Origin of the sequence: Streptomyces sp. NPDC047982, from assembly GCF_043204165.1 — a bacterium.
Taxonomy (GTDB): domain Bacteria; phylum Actinomycetota; class Actinomycetes; order Streptomycetales; family Streptomycetaceae; genus Streptomyces.
In genome coordinates this window covers 214,127-234,454 of record NZ_JBIDBS010000011.1, presented here as the reverse complement: position 1 = coordinate 234,454, position 20,328 = coordinate 214,127, and the positions used below count along the sequence as shown (strand labels likewise).

Annotated in this window: 16 protein-coding genes and 1 pseudogene; 16 read left to right on the top strand and 1 reads right to left on the bottom strand. The window is 71.6% G+C overall.

From position 1 onward, the window contains the following. From ACGF2V_RS16585 to ACGF2V_RS16570, 4 genes and pseudogenes are all read left to right on the top strand, one after another. Window positions 1-100 (top strand): annotated as a pseudogene (locus ACGF2V_RS16585) (IS481 family transposase); the annotation flags it as partial. A 345-nt stretch (window positions 101-445) separates the two neighbouring features. Next, the gene (locus ACGF2V_RS16580; protein ID WP_362618929.1) at window positions 446-2,926 is read left to right on the top strand and encodes a Tox-REase-5 domain-containing protein; all 2,481 of its coding nucleotides are present in this window, start codon (window positions 446-448) and stop codon (window positions 2,924-2,926) included. 81 nt (window positions 2,927-3,007) lie between these two features. Continuing rightward, a complete protein-coding gene (locus ACGF2V_RS16575; RefSeq protein ID WP_362707891.1) occupies window positions 3,008-3,736 on the top strand; it encodes a hypothetical protein in 729 nt (242 codons plus the stop codon). Further along, the gene (locus ACGF2V_RS16570; protein ID WP_362618923.1) at window positions 3,733-4,254 is read left to right on the top strand and encodes a hypothetical protein; all 522 of its coding nucleotides are present in this window, start codon (window positions 3,733-3,735) and stop codon (window positions 4,252-4,254) included. Before ACGF2V_RS16575 ends, ACGF2V_RS16570 begins: the two co-directional genes overlap by 4 nt. Window positions 4,255-4,373: 119 nt before the next feature. Here the strand turns inward: ACGF2V_RS16570 and ACGF2V_RS16565 are convergent, their stop codons facing one another. Further along, window positions 4,374-5,516, bottom strand: a complete 1,143-nt coding sequence (locus ACGF2V_RS16565; protein ID WP_362618921.1) for a helix-turn-helix domain-containing protein — start codon at window positions 5,514-5,516, stop codon at window positions 4,374-4,376. Between the two features lie 178 nt (window positions 5,517-5,694). Here ACGF2V_RS16565 and ACGF2V_RS16560 point away from each other — a divergent pair, with 178 nt between their 5' ends. The 12 genes from ACGF2V_RS16560 to cimA all read left to right on the top strand — a co-directional run bounded on the left by ACGF2V_RS16560 (window position 5,695) and on the right by cimA (window position 20,270). After that, on the top strand, window positions 5,695-6,621 hold the full coding sequence (locus tag ACGF2V_RS16560) for a proline dehydrogenase family protein (RefSeq protein WP_362618919.1): 927 nt from the start codon (window positions 5,695-5,697) through the stop codon (window positions 6,619-6,621). A 52-nt stretch (window positions 6,622-6,673) separates the two neighbouring features. After that, entirely contained in the window at window positions 6,674-8,305 is a 1,632-nt protein-coding gene (pruA, locus tag ACGF2V_RS16555; RefSeq protein WP_362707893.1) for an L-glutamate gamma-semialdehyde dehydrogenase, read from the top strand. A gap of 308 nt (window positions 8,306-8,613) precedes the next feature. Then, the gene (locus ACGF2V_RS16550; RefSeq protein ID WP_362618914.1) at window positions 8,614-9,213 is read left to right on the top strand and encodes a GNAT family N-acetyltransferase; all 600 of its coding nucleotides are present in this window, start codon (window positions 8,614-8,616) and stop codon (window positions 9,211-9,213) included. 287 nt (window positions 9,214-9,500) lie between these two features. Continuing rightward, on the top strand, window positions 9,501-9,629 hold the full coding sequence (locus ACGF2V_RS16545) for a hypothetical protein (protein WP_362618912.1): 129 nt from the start codon (window positions 9,501-9,503) through the stop codon (window positions 9,627-9,629). A 254-nt stretch (window positions 9,630-9,883) separates the two neighbouring features. Next, a complete protein-coding gene (locus ACGF2V_RS16540) occupies window positions 9,884-10,927 on the top strand; it encodes a 3-isopropylmalate dehydrogenase (protein ID WP_362618909.1) in 1,044 nt (347 codons plus the stop codon). A gap of 409 nt (window positions 10,928-11,336) precedes the next feature. Then, window positions 11,337-12,425 carry a branched-chain amino acid aminotransferase gene (locus ACGF2V_RS16535; protein WP_362618906.1) on the top strand — a complete coding sequence of 363 codons (1,089 nt, stop codon included), beginning with the start codon at window positions 11,337-11,339 and terminating at the stop codon, window positions 12,423-12,425. A gap of 455 nt (window positions 12,426-12,880) precedes the next feature. Beyond that, window positions 12,881-13,561 carry an urease subunit gamma gene (gene ureA / locus ACGF2V_RS16530; RefSeq protein ID WP_362618904.1) on the top strand — a complete coding sequence of 227 codons (681 nt, stop codon included), beginning with the start codon at window positions 12,881-12,883 and terminating at the stop codon, window positions 13,559-13,561. Beyond that, window positions 13,558-15,246, top strand: a complete 1,689-nt coding sequence (locus tag ACGF2V_RS16525; protein WP_362707896.1) for an urease subunit alpha — start codon at window positions 13,558-13,560, stop codon at window positions 15,244-15,246. The genes ureA and ACGF2V_RS16525 overlap by 4 nt, the downstream gene beginning before the upstream one ends. 22 nt (window positions 15,247-15,268) lie before the next feature. Next, window positions 15,269-16,270, top strand: a complete 1,002-nt coding sequence (locus ACGF2V_RS16520) for an agmatine deiminase family protein (protein ID WP_362618970.1) — start codon at window positions 15,269-15,271, stop codon at window positions 16,268-16,270. Between the two features lie 69 nt (window positions 16,271-16,339). Continuing rightward, complete coding sequence (locus ACGF2V_RS16515) at window positions 16,340-16,963, top strand: TetR/AcrR family transcriptional regulator (protein ID WP_362707898.1); 624 nt, start codon at window positions 16,340-16,342, stop codon at window positions 16,961-16,963. Between the two features lie 81 nt (window positions 16,964-17,044). Beyond that, on the top strand, window positions 17,045-18,379 hold the full coding sequence (locus tag ACGF2V_RS16510; protein WP_362618897.1) for an MFS transporter: 1,335 nt from the start codon (window positions 17,045-17,047) through the stop codon (window positions 18,377-18,379). A 277-nt stretch (window positions 18,380-18,656) separates the two neighbouring features. Further along, on the top strand, window positions 18,657-20,270 hold the full coding sequence (gene cimA / locus ACGF2V_RS16505; RefSeq protein WP_362707902.1) for a citramalate synthase: 1,614 nt from the start codon (window positions 18,657-18,659) through the stop codon (window positions 20,268-20,270). Window positions 20,271-20,328: the final 58 nt, after the last annotated feature.

Below are 20,328 nucleotides of genomic sequence, written 5' to 3'. Positions count from 1 at the left end.
CGACTGGCTGCACACCTACAATCACCACCGCGGACACACCGCGCTGAAAGGCAAACCACCCGCCAGCCGCGTCCCCAACCTCACAGGGCAGTACAACTAGGGCGTGTTTCGAAAGCAGCGTCGTCCGCCCGAAGGGCGGGGCCCGCGGCGTCCGGTGCGGTGCATCGCAAGGCGGAGGGTCGTCCTCGTACGGGGCGTACGTTGGACGACCCCCTCTCCTCGCGCGGCGCTCTTGCCGCGGCACCGGGGCGTACGCGCACGTCCCGGTGCGTACCCCTGCCCGCGCACCCCGGCCTGTCGGCGCGCCCGCCCGTTCGGTGACGGGTGGTCACGCGGTCCGTGTGGGCCCGGCGTTGGGCCCTGAGACCCATGACGCGGGACGGGGCCGACCCTAGGGTGAGTCGCTGTCATGTGACTTGCTGACATCGGGGGTCGGGGGGCACGTATGTCTGTCGTCGGTGGCGTGCCGGTTCCCGGGGGACCGGCTTCGGTGAGACCGGGGCTCCGTGAGCTTCCGCGTCCGCTCAACACGGTGCGGCTGCTGCTGTTCGTGCTGTTCGGCGCGACGGTCCTGGGCGGGCTGGGCCTGCTGGGCTCGGCGCTTGCGGTGGACGCGATGGGGGCCCAGGTCCTCGGCATCCTGCTGTACGCCGCCGCGCCCGGCGTGCTGGGCCTGCTGCTGGCCCGGCAGGTGCGCACCGGAGGCAAGCGGGTCTGGTGGGGGCTGGTCGCCGTACAGGTGTGGCTGGTCCTCGGCGGCGTGGCCAACATCGGGGACGGCTCGGCGCGCGGCTTCGTCCAGTTGCTCCTGCCGACCCTGATCCTGGTCCTCCTGACGCGGGCGCAGAGCCGCTCCTGGTTCCTGCTGCCGCCGATGGAGCGGGGCGCGAAGCCGAACGGGGAACGCGGTGCGAGGCGCCGGTTCTCGCTCTCCCGCATGATCACCTGGCGCCGGGACCGGGGCCAGTCGGCCCTGGAGTACCTGGGGCTGGTGCTGATCGTCGTCGCGCTGATCGCGGCCATGACGCTGAGCGGTCTCGGCAGTCGGATCACGGCGGAACTCCAGGCCGCGATCTGCTCGTTGAGCGGCTACTCCTGCCCGGCGTCCGGGGACGGCTCGGGTCGTGTCGAGGCCGGTCCGGGCCAGGACGGCGGTGCCACGAGCGGGGGAGCCGACGGCGCAGGCGCCGCGGGCGCGAACAGCGGCGCGACGGTCACCGGCGGCACGAACGGCGGCCCCTCGGGCGCGGGCGAGGGCGACGCGAATGGCGGGAACGCGAACGGCGGGAACGCGAACGGGGGCAGGGCGAGCGGCGGTGGAGCCGACGGCGGCAGCGGTGAGACGAACGGCGGCTCCTCCGGCTCCACGGGCGGCAGCGGCGGCACGGGCGGTCCCGACGACGGCCGGCCGGGCAGCGGCGTGGACACGTACCCGGAGGACAGCGACGAGCCCGAAGCCGTCTACGACACGCCCGTGTCCGACGACGGCGAGGGCGGTAAGAACGACGGCGGCGGCGAGGGCGACGAGGAGGACTGCAGCGGCTGGGGCTTCTTCGGCTGCGCCTGGGACCGTACGACCCAGGTCGTCAAGGGTGTGGCGGTCGACGGCATCTGGGGCGACATCACCGGGATCATCGACCTGTTCAAGCCCGAGACCTGGTCCGGCATCGCGGACTACGGCAAGCAACTCGGCGACCAGTGGTCGAAGGACTCCAAGGACGCCGCCGACAAGTGGGACAAGGGCGATTACCTCGGGGCGATCTGGGACTGGGGCTCGGCGTCGGTCAGCACCGTCGTCAAGGTCGGTGACGACGTCTTCGTCGGCGACGAGGTCCGCGACCGCTGGAACAACGGGGAGAAGACCCGGGCCGTCACCGATGTGATCTGGAACGTCGGCTCCCTCTTCATCCCCGGCTACGACGTGGCCAAGGTCGTCGGCAAGGTCGGCAAACTCGGCAAGCTGGGCAAGATCGCCGAGACGGTGGCGAAGGCCGCCGACGACGCGGGAGACGCGGCCCGCCGTGCCCGCAAGGCCGCCGAACTCGGCGACCTCGACGGGGTGCGCAAGGCGGCCAAGGAGGCCGACGACGCCGCCGACGCGGCGGAGGACGCGGCGCGCCGCACGGGCTGTGTCATCGCGTCCGGTCCGCCCCTCGTGCGCTACGGCGGCGGGACCCCGGGGGTCGCGGGCTCCGGCACCGGCGTGCTGGCGTCCGGTTCCACCGGCCGGGTCGTCCTCGCGGACGACGGCTGCGACGAGGCGGCCAAGGCCGCGGCCGAAAAGGCGCGCGCCGAGGAGCGGGCCGCCCACCTGGAGCAGAAGCGACTGGAGGAGCCGGAGCGCGCCCGCAAGGCCGCGCTGGAGAAGAAGCAGTACCCGGAGCCCACCCGCAACGACACCTCCGACCCGCGCAACTACAACCCGCCGTCCTGGGCCGAGGACCTCAAGAACCACACGCTCGGTGACGCGGACCTGGGCGACGGCTACTGGGCCAGTCGTGACCGCAACCCCGCGCCCAACTGGAAGAACGAGTCCTGGCTGCGCTACCAGGAGCAGATCACCGGCACCAACCGGGGCCAGGAGTACGTCGTGCCGCACCCCAAGGAGGGCAAGCCGGCCGTGGAGTACGACGGCTGGGACTCCAGCAGGCAGACGTTCCTGGAGGCCAAGAACGGCTACCAGAGCTACCTGTCCCAGACCGAACCGGGCACGCTCACCAAGTCCGGCAAGGACAAGTTCGTCGCCGAGGCGAGGGCCCAGGTGGAGGCGTCCGGCGGCCGGGCCGTGGAGTGGCACTTCTCCGATCCCGACGTGGCGAAGGCGGCCCGCCAGGCGTTCCGGGACGAGGGCCTGCCGATCAAGGTGGTGCACACGAAGCCCGGTCCGAACGACAGCACCAGGAAACCGGGGGCCTTCGACGAGTAGCCTGCACGCGGTGGCGGTCCGGCCGCGTTCGGCCGGGCCGGCCGCCGTGCCCCGAGGACGAAGCTCGACGGAGGAAAGTGCATGCGACGTGTAGTGCGGGCCTTCTGGGGGCCCCGGCCGGAGTCGGCCGAGGCGCTCGCCGGACGCTGGAAGCGGACGCTGGACGGGATCACGGCACTGCTTCCCGAGGCGGTGGCACCGGGCGGCGCCACCGGGGCGGGCACGTGGCGCCAGGTGCACGGAACCAGCCCGGAGACCGAACTGCCCGCGGACGAGGGGGCGCTGCTCGGCGCCCTGCGCGTGGCGCAGGCGGCCGAGGACTGGTCGGACCTCACGGGCACCGCGCTGCGGCTGCACCGCACGGACGCGCCCGGACTGCGGACCGAGGTCAGTGGACTGGCCGGGGGCGCACCGCAGTTCCTGCTCCAGTCGTTCGTGGTGACGCTCCACGCGCCGGACGGCGCCGACGTCCCGGAGGCGGAACTCCTCGCCGTCCTCGCGCGGGAGTGGGAGCCGGACTTCGGTGACGCGAGTGACGACGACGTGCTCGACGCGCTGGAGGACGACGCCGGGTACTCCGTCGGCGACCCCGTGGTGGGCCGCGTCGGCTACCTCTCCCCGGCCCGTGCCGCCCTCGTGCCCGACGACCTCGAGGCCGTCCGGGAGGAACTGTCCGGCGGCGGAGTGCTGTTGCGCATCGCGGACGCCGGAGCGCACGCGAGCGCCGAGGTGGTGGCGGCCTACGAGCGGCTGCGCGACGGCGGCGCGCTGGACCCGCTGCCGCGTCCGATGGACCGGGCGGTGCTGTGACCTCCCGCGCCGGGGCGCCCTTCACCGTCGCCCGCGCACTGGCCGACGTCGAGGCGCTGCTGACGGCCCCGCTGCCGGAATCGGGGCCCGCGGTGGCCGAGGGCGATCCGGAGACGGGGGAGTGGACCGGTACCGGCGGCGACGGCTTCCGCGTCGTCCCGCTCTGGGAGGGCGACCCGCTGACCGGGGTGTACGGCCCCGAGTGGAACGACGCGGAGGAGGCGGCCGAGGCCCATCGCGACGCCCTGACCCGCGAACTGGACCACCGCTGGGGCCCGCATCACGCGGTTCCGCTCCATGGACCGCTGCTGCGACGGCAGCAGGGCGAGCCGGTGGATCCGCTGTTCGAGGCGTTGTTCCGGCAGGACCTCTACGGCGACCTGGTCGTGTGGGGCCCGGTGGGCGGGACGGGACGCTGGGCCGGGGTCACCGTGGGCCACAGCGACGGCGACGCCCCGCTGGTGCTCGCGGCCCTCGTCAGCGACCGCCCGGTCACGGCTCCTGACGACGACCGCTGACGGGCTGCGCGGGGCGACTTCCGCCCCGCGGCTCGGTGTCCCCGCGCCCCGGCCGCCCTCGCGTCGTGCGTGCGTCCTCGGCAGTGCTCGCGTACCCCGTGCCTTCCCGTTCGTCCCGTTCAGAGCCGGGCGCCCTTGAGGGCCATGTGCAGCAGCAGCCGGTCCTCGCCGTCGTTCAGGTCCAGGCCGGTGAGCTGGTGGACGCGGGAGAGCCGGTAGTACAGCGTCTGGCGATGGATGCCGAGCGCGGCGGCCGTCCGCGACGCCTGGCCCGCGCAGTCGAGGAACACCTCGGCGGTGCGGGCCAGGTCCGTGTGCGCGGGGGCGAGCAGGGCGCGGACCGCCGGGTCGGCGGCCGACTCCGCCGGGAGCGCGGTCAGCATCCGGTACGGGCCGATCGCCGACCATTCGGTGACCGGCCCGAAGCGGGACTCGGCCGATGCCGCGCGGGCCGCCGCCGACGCCTCGTGCCAGGCCGCCGCGAGGTCCGACAGACCCCGGCGGACCGCCGCGATCCCGGCGGTGGCGCCCCGCCCGGCGGTGGAGCACAGCCGCCCGGCCGCGGTGCGGGCCGGGTCGAGGGAGTCGGCGGAACGCAGCCGGACCAGCGCCGCCAGCGAGGGGGGACCGGCCGGTCCGGGGGCCGCGACCGAGGAGAGCGCCGCCGCCGACGACACCGTACGGACCGACGGCGCCTCGTCCGGCCACGGGGACACGCACACCACCGTGTGCAGTCCCTCCGCGTCCCGGCCCAGCGACTCGCTCAGCGCGGCCACCGCCATGTCGCGCCGCCAGCCCGGCCCGGCGGTGAGGACCGCGCCGAACTCCCGCGACAGGTCCGTGCCGGCCCGCGCCTCCTCCGAGAGCAGCACCCCGATCCGGGCCGCCACCTCCATCGCCGCGTCCAGCCGCTCCTCGGTCGGACCAGGGTCCGCGTCGAGCAGCCAGACGTACCCGAGGACCACCCCCCGATGGCGTACCGGCAGACAGATCCGGCCGCGGAACACCCCGGCCTCCGGTGCGGGCGGGATGCGGACCGGGCCGGTGGCGCGGGTGATGCCGAAGCCCTCGAACCACGCACGGACGGCGGGGGTGGAACGCCTGGTCAGGATCGAGCGGGTGCGGACCGGGTCCATCGCGGTGTCGTCTTCGCTGTCGTGCGCGCCGAAGGCGACCAGGCCGAAATCGCGGTTCTCCAGTGTGGCGGGGGCGCCGAGCAGTCCGGAGATCTCGTCGACCAGCTCCTGGTAATCGCGCTTCACCCGGCCATTCTCGCACCTCTTCAGACATATGTCTGAGATCTGGGCGACGGATGCGTGACAGCTGTCGATGGCCCAGGATCGGAGAGATCCTTAGATTTCACGGTGGTTCTCCGTGCTGTACCGCGGTCCTTCCCCCAACCGGTACGGCTTTCGTTCGTACTTTCCGTGGAGGTGCCCCGTGCTGGGTCCCGTGATTCTCGCCGCGTCCCGCAGCGACAAGATGCGCCGTTTCATCTCGGCCGCGCCCGGCACGAAGCAGGTCGTCGACCGATTCATCGCGGGTGAGAACGTCGACCAGGTCGTCCCGGTCATCAAGGACGCCGCCGCCAAGGGCCTCGAAGTCACCCTCGACGTGGTCGGCGAGGACATCACCACCCCCCAGCAGGCCGCCACCGCCCGCGACGCCTATCTGGAGCTGATCGACCGGCTCGAGGACCTGGAGCTGGGCACCCGGGCCGAGATGTCCGTGAAGCTGTCCATGTTCGGGCAGTCCCTGGAAGGCGGCCACGAGCTGGCGCTCGCCAACGTCCGCCCGGTCGTCGAGGCCGCCGCCGCGATCGGCACCACGGTCACCCTGGACGCGGAGGACCACACCACCCTCGACTCGATGTTCGCCATCCACGAGGAGCTGCGGAAGGACTTTCCACAGACCGGCTGCGTGATCCAGTCGTACCTGTTCCGCACCGAGGAGGACGCCCGCCGCCTGGCCGCCGCCGGCAGCCGCGTCCGCCTCGTGAAGGGCGCCTACAAGGAGCCCGCCTCCGTCGCGTACCAGGACAAGGCCGAGATCGACAAGGCGTACGTCCGCGTCCTGAGGACCCTGATGGAGGGCGAGGGCTACCCGATGATCGGGTCGCACGATCCCCGGCTGATCGCCATCGCCCAGGAGCTGGGCCGCAAGGCAGGGCGCAAACTGGACGAGTACGAGTTCCAGATGCTGTACGGCATCCGCAGCGAGGAGCACGTCCGGCTCGCCGCCGAGGGCCACCGCATGCGCGTGTACACCGCGTACGGAACCGACTGGTACGGCTACTTCATGCGCCGTCTCGCGGAGAAGCCGGCGAACCTGCTGTTCTTCGGCCGTTCCGTCCTCACCAAGAGCTGACCCGCCAGGCCGACCCCGGCCCCCCATCACGACACGAGGAGACAAGGCACTCATGGACGCTGTGACCCAGGTCCCCGCGCCGGTCAACGAGCCGGTCCACACCTACGCCCCGGGCTCCCCGGAGCGCGCCCGCCTGGAGGCGAAGCTCAAGGAGCTCAGCCAGAACCCGATCGAGCTTCCGATGACGATCGGTGGCGAGAAGCGGATGGGTGGCGGCGAGCGCTTCGACGTCGTGCAGCCCCACAACCACAAGGCCGTCATCGGCACGTACGCCAACGCCACGCAGCAGGACGCCCAGGACGCGATCGACGCCGCGCTGGCCGCCGCCCCGGGCTGGCGTGCGACCTCCTTCGACGACCGCGCCGCGATCATCCTGCGCGCCGCCGAGCTGCTCGCAGGTCCCTGGCGCGAGACGATGGCCGCCTCCACGATGCTCGGCCAGTCCAAGACCGCTCAGCAGGCGGAGATCGACACCCCCTGCGAGCTCGTCGACTTCTGGCGCTTCAACGTGCACTACGCGCGCCAGATCCTGGCCGAGCAGCCCCCGGCCAACTCCCCGGGCGTGTGGAACCGCATGGACCACCGCCCGCTGGAGGGTTTCGTCTACGCGATCACGCCGTTCAACTTCACGGCCATCGCGGGCAACCTGCCCACCGCCCCCGCCCTCATGGGCAACGTCGTGGTGTGGAAGCCGTCCCCGACGCAGACCCACGCCGCCGTGCTGCTGATGCGGCTCCTGGAGGAGGCGGGCCTGCCCGAGGGCGTCATCAACCTGGTGACGGGCGACGGCCTCGCCGTCTCCGATGTGGCCCTGAACCACCGCGACCTTGCCGGGATCCACTTCACCGGCTCGACCCCCACCTTCCAGCACCTGTGGAGGACGGTCGGCAACAACATCGCCAACTACCGCACCTACCCGCGGCTCGTCGGCGAGACCGGTGGCAAGGACTTCGTCGTCGCCCACCCGTCGGCCGACCACGGCGTCCTGAAGACCGCGCTGACCCGCGGCTCCTTCGAGTTCCAGGGCCAGAAGTGCTCGGCCTCCTCCCGCGCGTACGTCCCGGCCTCCATCTGGAACTCCGGTTTCAAGGAGAAGTTCGCCGCCGAGGTCGACTCCATCTCCATGGGTGACGTCACCGACCTGTCGCACTTCATCGGCGCCGTCATCGACGAGCGCGCGTTCGCCAAGAACAAGGCGGCCATCGACCGCGCCGCGGCCGACCCGTCCTGCACGATCATCGCGGGCGGCACGTACGACGACTCGGTGGGCTACTTCGTCCGCCCGACCGTCATCGAGTGCGCCGACCCTTCGAACGAGGTCTTCACGACCGAGTACTTCGGCCCGATCCTCGCCGTGCACGTCTACGAGGACGACCAGTACGACGCGATGCTGGAGCAGATGGAGTCGGTCTCCGACTACGCGCTGACCGGTTCCGTCATCGCGAACGACCGCGCCGCGGCCGCGTACACGATGGAGAAGCTGCGGTACGCCGCGGGCAACTTCTACATCAACGACAAGTCGACCGGTGCCGTCGTCGGCCAGCAGCCGTTCGGCGGCGGCCGCGCCTCGGGCACCAACGACAAGGCGGGCGCCCCGCAGAACCTGCAGCGCTGGACCCTGACCCGGGCCATCAAGGAGACGCTGGTCCCGCCGACCGAGTACACCTACCCCCACCAGGGCTGACGCCCTCGCGGGGCGCCGCCCCACCGGCGCCCCGCCCGAACTCCGCCTCCCGACCGGTTCCCCTGCCGGCCGGGGGGCGGTTTCCCTTGCGCTCCCTTTCGCGCCGTCAGAGCCTGAACGGGGCTGTGACGTCGGACATGCGGGCAGGGTGACGGGCGGACAATGGTCCGGACCAGGGAGCCGCCGGACCGATCATGCGCGCACCGAAGGTCGGTGTCCGGCGAAACGCCCGGGCGACGCGCATAGGCAGCGCTCACCGGGCGCTTGCTCCGTGCCCGTCGGATTCCCCGCGTGGCAGGCTGAGGACCATGACCGAGCCGACCGCCCCCGCCCTGCGCACCGCGCACACCCATCAGCTCACCCCGGCCGCTCTGGACGAGATCCGGGCCTTCCTGGACACCGCGTTCGACGGCGACTTCAGCGACGAGGACTGGGATCACGGTCTCGGGGGCGTCCACGCGTACGCACGGGACGGCAGCGGGCTGCTCGCACATGGCAGCGTCGTCCAGCGCCGGGTGGTCCTCGCGGGCCGCTCGTACCGCGTCGGTTACGTGGAGGCCGTGGCCGTACGGGCCGACCGGCGCCGGGAGGGGCTCGGCGGGCGGGTGATGGCGGCCCTGGAGCAGGTCGTGGACGGGGCGTACGCGTTCGCGGCCCTGTCCGCGTCGGAGGCCGGGGCGGCGATGTACGCCGGGCGCGGCTGGCGGGTGTGGCCGGGGCGGATCGCCGTGCAGGGGCGTGGCGGGATCGAGCGGTTGCCGGAGGAGGAGGGCACCACGTACGTCAGGGGCGTGGCGGGCGGGGCGCTGCCCGTTTCCTCCCCGGGACTGCCCACCGGCCGCCCCGGGGAACCGACCGCCGATGACGGGGCGCTGGTCTTCGACTGGCGCGACGGCGACGTGCTGTGAGCCGGTGAGACGGGCGGGCAGCCGAGGATGGGTGAGTGTTCTCCGTCTCAAATAGTAGGAAGTCCGAGTACTTGTGGAGACAGACCGGCCGAGCTGTCCTAACTTTGTAGGAGCCGAACGTCTCGCTCGATCCAGCGACCGGCGGTCGTGAGTGCGCGCGCCCCGCGCAGGCAACCCCTGCGGCGCCGACTCCCCGCCCCTTCCGGCGCCTCGAAATCCCGGTCTCGACATCACGTTCACGGTTTTTCGATCTCGAAGTCCTCGCGATCTCAAGGAGTCGATCCATCATGGCCGAGACGACCGTCCGCCGCGTCCGTCGCCCCCACCGCCCGACCGAGTCGGAGCGTCGCAACGCCGCAGCCGCCCTCCAGCGCGCCCTCGACCGCAGGGACAACGGCGGCTCCACGGGCCACTGACGCCGAGCCGGTCCCGGCCCTCGGCGCCGGGCCGACCCGCCCGCGACCGCTCGCGCCGACCGGTCAGGCCCGTGACCACTCACCGACTCACGCCGACCCGCTCACTGTCCTGACCGTTCCAGGGTCACCGCGTCCCCGCGGCCGTTTCGCGCTCCCGGCCGTCTCCGCGCGGCCCCGACCGCGTGGCGGCCGCCCGCTCGTCCATATGGTGGACGCGTCATGTCATGGTGTGGGACGCGCAGTAGGGTGCGGACATGTCTCGCAGCATCAATCTCGCAGTGATCCCCGGTGACGGCATCGGCCAGGAGGTCGTGGCCCAGGGCCTCAAGGTCCTCAGGGCCGTTCTCCCCCAGGATGTGAAGCTGGAGACCAAGGAGTACGACCTCGGTGCCCGGCGCTGGCACCGTACCGGCGAAACCCTGCCGGACGCGGAGCTCGAAGCCCTGGGGGGCCACGACGCCATCCTGCTCGGCGCGATCGGAGATCCCTCCGTGCCGTCCGGTGTCCTGGAGCGCGGGCTCCTGCTGAAGCTGCGGTTCGCCTTCGACCACTTCGTCAACCTGCGTCCGTCGAAGCTGTTCCCCAACACCGCGACCCCGCTGGCGGGCCGTCCGGACATCGACTTCGTCGTGGTCCGCGAGGGCACCGAGGGTCCGTACACCGGCAACGGCGGTTCGCTGCGCACCGGTACGGAGCACGAGGTCGCCACCGAGGTCAGCGTCAACACCGCCTATGGTGTCGAGCGCGTCGTCCGTGACGCGTTCGAGCGGGCCAATGCCCGTCCGCGCAAGAAGCTGACGCTGGTTCACAAGAACAACGTCCTGGTGTACGCGGGCCACATGTGGAAGAACATCTTCGACAAGGTCGCGACCGAGTACCCCGAGGTCACCACCGACTACCTGCACGTCGATGCGGCGACGATCTTCTTCGTCACCCAGCCGGAGCGCTTCGACGTCATCGTCACCGACAACCTCTTCGGTGACATCCTCACCGACCTCGCCGCCGCCGTGACCGGTGGAATCGGCCTGGCCGCCTCCGGCAACATCAACCCGACGGGGGACTTCCCGTCGATGTTCGAACCGGTCCACGGCTCCGCGCCCGACATCGCGGGCCAGGGCAAGGCCGACCCGACGGCCACGATCCTCTCCGTCGCCCTCCTGCTGCGCCACCTCGGTCACGAGGCCGAGGCCGCCCGCATCGAGGACGCCGTCTCCGCGGACCTCGCGGAGCGCGACGGCGGGTCGCCCCGTACCACCGACCAGATCGGCGACGCACTCGTGGTACGCGTAGCGAGCTGACCCGACGACTCCGTATCGAAGCCGCCGGGTCGCAGACAGCGCCCGGCGGCTTCTTCTGTGCGGTCCCGGGTGCCACCACAGAACACAGGACCGCATTCGTGTCATTTCGTGCGCGGCCCCCCGGGAGCCATAATCGAACGGGGCCGCGACCCGCGGCCGGACCGACCGGCACATGGAGGGTGGAGCGAGGAGCGGGAACCGGTGTGCGCGCGACTGCCGGGTGAAGGACCGGACATGGCTGATCCACGGCCACGGCGAGGGACGACACCTCGGCGGACAGGCGCACCACAGGACCCGCGGCACCACCCCGCATGTGCCGGCCGGTCCGGATCCGGGCGTTCCGGCGCCCGCCCGGCAGGAGCGGCGCGAGTGCGGTCCCACACACACGACAGGTGAAGGACACGCACTCATGACGACGCCCACGATCGAGCTCAAGCCCTCCTCGACCCCGCTGTCCGACGCGGAGCGCGAGGCGATTTTGGCCAAGCCGGGATTCGGCCGGTACTTCACCGATCACATGGTGACGATCCGGTGGACCGAGGGCCGCGGCTGGCACGACGGCCAGCTCGTCCCCTACGGCCCGCTCTCCCTCGACCCCGCGACCACCGTGCTCCACTACGCCCAGGAGATCTTCGAGGGGCTCAAGGCGTACCGTCGGCCCGACGGCTCCGTCGCCACGTTCCGCCCCGACGCGAACGCCCGCCGGTTCCAGGCGTCGGCGCGCCGGCTGGCCATGCCGGAGCTGCCCGTCGAGACGTTCATCGAGGCGTGCGACCTGCTCGTCCAGCAGGACAAGGCATGGGTCCCCGCGCACGGTGGCGAGGAGTCGCTCTACCTGCGCCCGTTCATGATCGCGAGCGAGGTCGGTCTCGGGGTGAAGCCCGCCAACGAGTACCTCTTCGTCGTCATCGCCTCACCGGCCGGCGCCTACTTCCCCGGCGGCGTCGAGCCGGTCTCCATCTGGCTCTCCGAGAACCGGGTGCGGGCCGTCCCCGGCGGCATGGGCGACGCCAAGACCGGCGGCAACTACGCCGCCTCCCTCCTCGCCCAGGCCGAGGCGAGCGCGAAGGGCTGCGACCAGGTCGCCTACCTCGACGCGGTCGAGCACAAGTGGGTCGAGGAACTCGGTGGCATGAACCTGTACTTCGTGTACGGGAACAAGATCGTCACTCCGGCCCTGACCGGTTCGCTCCTGGCAGGTGTCACCCGCGACTCGCTGCTCACGGTCGCCCGCGACCTCGGTTACGAGTCCGAGGAGGGCCGCGTCTCCATCGACCAGTGGCGCGAGGACTCCGCGAACGGCACCCTCACGGAGGTCTTCGCCTGCGGCACCGCCGCCGTCATCACCCCCGTCGGCACCGTCAAGTGCGAGGCCGGCGAGTGGACCCAGGGCGACGGCGGCCCCGGCGAGGTCACTCTGAAGCTGCGTGAGCGTCTGCTCGACATCCAGCGCGGTGTCGTCGAGGACGCCCACGGCTGGATGCACCCGCTCGGCTAGGGCGTTTTTCGAAAGTGCCGCGGGCCAGACGGGAGTTTCGAAACACGCCCTAGTCGTATTGCCGTGACCGGCGAGGTTTGCCCGGAAGGGGCGTCGCCCTCGTGCCAGAGGTGCGAGGGCGACGCGACGAGGTGCCGTGCCGGACGTTGTGGACGGGTGGACCTTCCGGACGGGAGGAGAGTCGACTCGAACTCCTCCAGCGCCCAGGACCACTGACGGTCGGGCAGTCGTTCGAGCACCTCCGCGACCGAAGCGCCCTGTCCTCGCTCGATCCGGCGGCTCCCCGGCTCCCCGGCTCCCCGGCCGCGCCGACGGCGCCGACGCCGCACCCCCGCCGCCCGGACGCCCCTCTTCGGACGCGCGGAGCCCGGCTGTGACGGGGCGACACCCGCCCGTGTTGGAGCAACGCTCTAACCGCGAGTTAGAGTGCTGCTCTAACCGGGAGGTGTGGAGACGTGCGACTGACTCCTACGGAACGCGACCGGCTGCTGCTCTTCGGCGCGGCCGAACTGGCCCGGGCCCGCCGTGCCCGAGGGCTGAAGCTGAATGTGCCCGAGGCGACCGCGCTGATCGCGGACACGGTCTGCGAGGCGGCCCGCGACGGGCGCAGGCTCGCGGAGGCCATCGAGGCGGCCCGCCGCGTGCTCGGGCCCGACGATGTCCTGCCGGGGGTCGCCGATGTCGTCACCGAGGTCCATGTGGAGGCCGTCTTCGACGACGGTTCGCGGCTCGCCGTGGTCTCCGCACCGCTGGGCGGGAGCCTCGGCGACCGTGCGCCCGGGGCGGTCCTGCCCGGCCCCGCCGTGCCGGAGCCGGAACCCGCCGTGCGGCTGAGCGTCCACAACACCGCCACCGTGCCGGTCTCCGTGACCTCGCACTACCACTTCTTCGAGGCCAACCCGCGGCTCGACTTCGACCGTTCGGCCGCGTACGGGATGCGCCTGGGCGTCCCCGCCGGGTCCTCCGTCCGCTTCGGGCCGGGGGAGTCGGTCGAGGTGGGTCTCGTACCCATCGGCGGCGACCGGATCGCGATCGGTTTCGCGGGCCTGGTCGACGGCCCGCTCGATGCGCCCGGCGCGCGGGAAGAGGCCCTGCGGCGCGCCGCGGCCTGCGGATATCTGGGAGCTGAGCGATGAGCATCGATCCCCACGAGTACGCCTCCGTGCACGGCCCGCGCGCCGGGGACCTGGTCCGGCTCGGTGACTCCGGGCTGACCGTGCGCGTCGAGTCCGACGCACAGCGGTACGGCGAGGAGTTCCTCGCCGGATTCGGCAAGACCGCCCGCGACGGGCTGCACCTCAAGGCGGCGGCCGTCCGCGACACCTGCGACGTCGTCATCAGCAACGTCCTGGTCGTCGATGCCGTGCAGGGCATCCGCAAGGTGTCGATCGGCATCCGCGAGGGACGTATCGCGGCGATCGGACGGGCGGGCAATCCGGACACCCTCGACGGCGTCGACGTCGTCGTCGGCACGGGCACCACCATCGTCTCCGGGGAGGGGATGATCGCCACGGCGGGCGCCGTCGACACGCACGTCCACCTGCTCTCGCCGCGGATCATGGAGGCATCGCTCGCCTCCGGCGTCACCACGATCATCGGCCAGGAGTTCGGCCCGGTCTGGGGCGTCGGCGTCAACTCGCCCTGGGCGCTGCGCCACGCGTTCAACGCCTTCGACGCCTGGCCGGTCAACATCGGCTTCCTGGGGCGCGGTTCGTCCTCCCACCAGGCTCCGCTGGTCGAGGCCCTTGCCGAGGGTGGTGCCTGCGGCTTCAAGGTCCATGAGGACATGGGCGCCCACACCCGGGCGCTGGACACCGCACTGCGGGTCGCCGAGGAATACGACGTCCAGGTCGCCCTGCACAGCGACGGGCTGAACGAGTGCCTGTCGGTCGAGGACACGCTGCGCGTCCTCGAAGGCCGCACGATCCACGCCTTCCACATCGAGGGCTGCGGCGGCGGACACGTCCCCAACGTCCTCAAGATGGCCGGCGTCGAGAACGTCATCGGCTCGTCCACCAACCCGACGCTGCCTTTCGGCCGGGACGCGGTCGCCGAGCACTACGGGATGATCGTCTCCGTACACGACCTCAAGACGGACCTGCCGGGCGACGCCGCCATGGCCCGCGACCGCATCCGCGCCGGAACGATGGGCGCCGAGGACGTGCTGCACGACCTGGGAGCGATCGGCATCACCTCGTCCGACGCGCAGGGTATGGGACGCGCCGGTGAAACGGTCCGCCGCACGTTCGCGATGGCCGGGAAGATGAAGGCCGAGCTCGGTCCGATGGAGGGCGACGGCCCGGCGGACGACAACGGACGCGTCCTGCGCTACATCGCCAAACTCACCATCAACCCCGCCATCGCTCACGGCCTCTCGCACGAGATCGGCTCCATCGAGACGGGGAAACTCGCCGACATCGTGCTGTGGCGCCCCGAGTTCTTCGGTGCGAAACCGCAGCTCGTCCTGAAGGCCGGGTTCCCGGCGTACGGAGTCACGGGCGACCCGAACGCCGCCACCGACACCTGCGAACCCCTGATCCTCGGACCGCAGTTCGGCGCGTACGGGGCAACGGCCGCCGACCTCTCGGTCGCGTTCGTCTCGCAGGCCGCGACCCAGCTCGGGGCGGACCTGATGCCCACGCGCCGACGCCGTGTCGCAGTGCGCGGTACCCGCGGCATCGGCCCCGGCGACCTCGTCCACAACTCCCGTACCGGAGAAGTCGCGGTGGACGCCCGCAGCGGTCTGGTCACCCTGGACGGCGATCCGCTGCGCTCCGAGCCCTCCGAATCCGTCTCCCTCAACCGCCTCTACTTCCTCTGAGGACCCCGCAGTGACCTTCCGTATGCCGCCCGAGTGGGCCCCGCACGAACGCACCTGGATGGCCTGGCCGGGCCCCAACCCGACCTTCGACACCGACGCCGAACTGGACGAGGCCCGCAGAGCCTGGGCCGCCGTCGCCCACGCCGTCCGCCGCTTCGAACCCGTCACCATGGTCGTCGGCCCCGGCCAGGAGGGCAGCGCCCGCGCGCTCCTGGGCCCGGACATCGACCTGGTGGTCCGCCCGCTCGACGACGCCTGGATGCGCGACATCGGCCCCACCTTCGTCACCGACGGACGTCGGCTGGCCGCCGTCGACTGGACGTTCAACGGCTGGGGCGCCCAGGGCTGGGCCCGCTGGGAACACGATCAGCACATCGCCCGCGCCGTCGCCGGACTCGCCGACGTCCCCGTGCACGGCTCCCCGCTCGTCAACGAGGGCGGCGCCCTCCACGTCGACGGCGAGGGCACCGTCCTGCTCACCGAGACCGTCCAGCTCGGCCCGGAGCGCAACCCCGGCTGGACCCGCGAGCAGGTCGAGGCCGAGATCCACGCCCGGCTCGGCACCGAGAAGGCCATCTGGCTGCCGCGCGGACTGTCCGGCGACTACGGCACCTACGGCACCCTCGGCCACGTCGACATCGTCGCCGCCTTCGCCCGCCCCGGCACCGTCGTCGTCCACGTCCAGCCGGACCCGGCCCACCCCGACCACGAGATCACCCGCGAGACCGTCCGCCTCCTGCGGGCCGCCACCGACGCCCGGGGCCGTGCCCTGGACGTCGTGGAGGTCGCCGCGCCCACCGTGCTGAAGGCCGACGGGGAGTGGGTCGACTACTCCTACATCAACCACTACCTCTGCAACGGCGGCGTGGTCCTCTGCGCCTTCGACGACCCGCGTGACGAGGAGGCGGCGGCGATCTTCCGCGACCTGTTCCCCGACCGCACCCTCACCCTCGTCGACGCGCGTACGATTTTCGCGGGCGGCGGAGGCATCCACTGCATCACCCAGCAGCAGCCGAAGGTCTGAACCGTCCAGCAGCGGCCGAAGGTCCGGCGGACCGAGGCCACCCGACACCAGCAGCCGAAGGTCCGAACCGTGCCCTCCGCTCCACGCCGTCGCAACACCGCCCCGCCCCGCGAGGAGGTCCTGGCCGCCGCCATGGCCACCATCGCCGAACGGGGCCTCGACGGCCTCACCATGGCCGGGCTGGGCCGTGAGGTCGGCATGAGCAGCGGCCACCTCCTCTACTACTTCCGTACCAAGGACGAACTGCTGCTCCGCACCCTGGAGTGGAGCGAGGGCCGGCTCGGCGCGCGGCGGCGCACCCTGCTGGCCGGGCCCGGGACGGTACGCGAACGGCTCGACGCGTACATCGGCCTGTACCTCCCCGACGGCCCCCGCGACCCGCACTGGACGCTCTGGCTGGAGGTCTGGAACCGCTCGCAGACCGCCGACGACGACGCCCGCGCCCGGCAGTCCGCGATCGAGGACGCCTGGCACCGCGACTTGGTGGCGCTGCTCGCGGAGGGCGCCTCCCGAGGGGAGTTCCGTACCGTCGACGCCGAACGGTTCGCCACCCGGACGCGTGCCCTGCTCGACGGTTTCAGCGTCCATGTCGCGGTCGGTCTGCCCGGCGTGGCGCGACCCCACGTCGTCGAATACGTACGTGAGTTCATCGAAGAATCGCTCATTATCCCGCAGTCACAGGCTCCTTCGTGAACGAAACGTACGTAAGTACGTGTGATCGTTGCCTGTTGCGCCCTTGTTGCGCTCCCGGCCGTTCGGGCACGGTGGCGGACCATGGGACGAGAGCAGTGGAAGAAGATCTGGGTCGGATCCGCCGGCAACATGGTCGAGTGGTTCGACTGGTTCGTGTACGCGACCTTCGCCGTCTACTTCGCGGATTCGTTCTTCCCCGAGGGCAACGAGACCGCCAACCTCATGAACACCATGGGCATCTTCGCCGTGGGCTTCTTCATGAGACCGGTCGGCGGCTGGCTGCTCGGCCGGATCGGTGACCGCAGGGGCCGCAAGGCCGCGCTCACCCTGACCGTCACCCTCATGTCGGCCTCCGCGATCCTCATCGCCGCCGCACCGACGTACGACACCGCGGGATACGGCGGGGTCGCCGTGCTGCTGCTGGCCCGGCTCCTCCAGGGCCTCTCCGTGGGCGGCGAGTACGCGGCCAGCGCCACCTACCTCACCGAGGCGTCCGCCCCCGGCCGGCGCGGCTTCGCCTCCAGCTTCCAGTACGTGTCCATGACCGCCGGGCAACTCGTCGGCCTCGGCCTCCAGATCGTCATGCAGCGCACCATGTCCGAGGCCGCCCTGCACAGCTGGGGCTGGCGCATCCCGTTCATCATCGGCGCGCTCGGCGCCGCGGTCGTCTTCTACCTGCGCCGCTCGATGCTGGAGACCGAGGTGTACGCGGAGTCGGGCGCCGCCGAGCAGAAGGACCGGGGCACCCTGAAGGCGCTGTGGCGGCACAGGCGCGAGGCATTCCTGGTGATGGCCCTGACCATGGGCGGCACCGTCGCGTACTACACGTACACGACCTACCTGACCAAGTTCCTCTCCAGGAGCGCGGGGATGGAGAAGTCCACCGCCTCGCTCGTCAGCTTCTGCGCCCTCTTCGTCTTCATGTGCCTCCAGCCGCTCGCCGGACTGCTCTCCGACCGGATCGGCCGCCGTCCGCTGCTGATCGCCTTCGCGATCGGCTCCACCTTCCTGACCGTGCCGATCATGACGCTGCTCCGGAACGCCGGAACCTTCTGGCCCGCCTTCGGCCTGGCTCTCCTCGCCCTGGTCGTCGTCACCGGCTACACCTCCATCAATGCCTGTGTGAAGGCCGAACTCTTCCCGACCGGGGTCCGCGCCCTCGGCGTGGCGCTCCCGTACGCCCTCGCCAACGCGCTCTTCGGCGGCACCGCCGAATACGTGGCCCTCTGGTTCAAGAAGGCGGGGGCGGAGTCCGGCTTCTACTGGTACGTGGCCGGCTGCGCGGCCATCTCCCTGGTCGTCTATCTCACGATGCGGGAGACCCGGGACATCGACCTGGGGCGGGTCGGCGCCGGAAGGTCCGAGCGGGAACGGGCGGAGCCCTCCGGGACCACGAGCGTCACGCCCGCATCCTGAGACACCTCACGGCACGGAGGCGGCCCTGTGCGACACTGCTTTCGTGCCCTCGTTCGTCATGATTATTGGCAACAGGCGCGCCGGTCCGCAGTGACCGTCCCGCACCACCCGTGCGGCACGGCCACCGTGCCCCAGACCCGCGCGCAGACCTCTCGCACCCGCGAGGGGTTTTTTCGTTTTCCGGCCCTTACCAAGGCCGGGGCGAGGCGCGCGGGATGATGGGGGCAAGTGGAGCCAGATCGTCCGGATCCACTCATCCGACAGGAGTCAGACCAGCATGACCACCAAGCCCACGGCCAAGGCCGCCGACGACGGCTTCCATGTCTTCGACACCACGCTGCGCGACGGGGCCCAGCGTGAAGGCATCAACCTGACGGTCGCGGACAAGCTCACGATCGCCCGGTACCTGGACGACTTCGGCGTGGGTTTCATCGAGGGCGGCTGGCCCGGCGCCAACCCCCGTGACACCGAGTTCTTCGCCCGCGCCCGGCAGGAGATCGAGTTCAAGAACGCCCAGCTGGTCGCCTTCGGCGCGACCCGCAGGCCGGGCGGCAAGGCCGCGGAGGACCCCCAGGTCAAGGCGCTGCTGGACTCCGGCGCCCAGGTGATCACCCTGGTCGCCAAGTCCCACGACCGCCATGTGGAACTCGCCCTGCGCACCACCCTCGAAGAGAACCTGGAGATGGTCCGCGACACCGTCTCCCACCTGCGCGCGCAGGGCCGCCGGGTCTTCGTGGACTGCGAGCACTTCTTCGACGGCTACCGCGCCGACCCCGAGTACGCCAAGTCGGTGGTCCGCGCCGCCGCCGAGGCCGGTGCGGACGTCGTCATCCTCTGCGACACCAACGGCGGCATGCTTCCCGCCCAGGTCCAGGCCGTCGTCTCCACCGTGCTCGCCGACACCGGCGCCCGGCTCGGCATCCACGCCCAGGACGACACGGGCTGCGCCGTCGCCAACACCCTGGCCGCCGTCGACGCGGGCGCCACCCACGTCCAGTGCACCGCCAACGGCTACGGCGAGCGCGTCGGCAACGCCAACCTCTTCCCCGTCGTCGCCGCGCTGGAACTCAAGTACGGCAAGACCGTGCTGCCCGAGGGCGCGCTCGCCGACATGACCCGTGTCTCGCACGCGATCGCCGAGGTCGTCAACCTGGCCCCGTCCACCCACCAGCCCTACGTCGGTGTCTCCGCCTTCGCCCACAAGGCCGGTCTGCACGCCTCCGCCATCAAGGTCGACCCGGACCTCTACCAGCACATTGACCCCGCGCTGGTCGGCAACACCATGCGGATGCTGGTCTCCGACATGGCGGGCCGCGCCTCCATCGAGCTCAAGGGCAAGGAGCTCGGCATCGACCTCGGCGGCGACCGCGAACTCGTCGGCCGGGTCGTCGAGCGCGTCAAGGAGCGCGAGCTCAGGGGCTACACGTACGAAGCGGCCGACGCCTCCTTCGAACTGCTGCTGCGCGCCGAGGCCGAGGGCCGCCGCCGCGGCTACTTCCGCACCGAGTCCTGGCGCGCCATCGTCGAGAACCGCCCCGACGGCACGCACGCCAACGAGGCGACCGTGAAGCTCTGGGCCAAGGGCGAGCGGATCGTCGCCACCGCCGAGGGCAACGGCCCGGTCAACGCCCTCGACCGGGCGCTGCGCGTGGCGCTGGAGCGGATCCACCCGCAGCTCGCCAAGCTGGAACTGGTCGACTACAAGGTCCGCATCCTCGAAGGCCGCACCGGCACGGAGTCCACCACGCGCGTCCTCATCACCACCAGCGACGGCAGCGGCGAGTGGTCGACGGTCGGCGTGGCGGAGAACGTCATCGCGGCGTCCTGGCAGGCGCTGGAGGACGCGTACACGTACGGGCTGCTGCGGGCCGGTATCGAGCCCACGGAGTAGCACGGGTCGAAGGGGCCGCCCCGGCGGGGCGGCCCGGCGCGGGGCGGCGTGCGGCGGA